Source organism: Streptomyces bugieae (assembly GCF_036352915.1).
In the GTDB taxonomy this organism is placed as follows: Bacteria; Actinomycetota; Actinomycetes; order Streptomycetales; family Streptomycetaceae; genus Streptomyces; species Streptomyces endophytica.
Genome location: NZ_JAZBJP010000233.1, coordinates 1 through 387, shown reverse-complemented (window position 1 = coordinate 387; position 387 = coordinate 1). Strand labels below are relative to the sequence as shown.

1 protein-coding gene is annotated in these 387 nt (G+C 70.8%); it reads left to right on the top strand.

From position 1 onward, the window contains the following. On the top strand, positions 1-387 hold a 387-nt coding region (locus V2J85_RS41030; RefSeq protein ID WP_330824447.1), incomplete at both ends, for an SGNH/GDSL hydrolase family protein.

The following is a 387-nucleotide window of genomic DNA, read 5'->3' as shown; positions in this document are numbered from 1 at the left end:
CCCGACGGCACCTTCGTCGGCTGGGCGGACCGCTTCGCGGTTCTCCTCGCCGACCGGCTTCCGGACCCCGACGCGGCGACGACCCCGGACGGAACCCGGCACGGGAATTTCCGTTACGCCAATCTCGCCGTACGCGGACGCCTCCTCGACCAGATCGTCGAGGAGCAGATTCCCCGCGCCAAGGAACTGGCCCCCGACCTGGTCAGCTTCTGCGCGGGCGGCAACGACATCATCCGGCCCGGCGCCGACCCCGACGATCTGGCCGAGCGCTACGAGAAGGCCGTCGCGGAGCTGACCGAGGCGGTCGGCACCGTCATGGTCACCACCGGGTTCGACACCCGGGGCGTTACGGTGCTGCGCCACATGCGCGGCAGGATCGCCACGTAC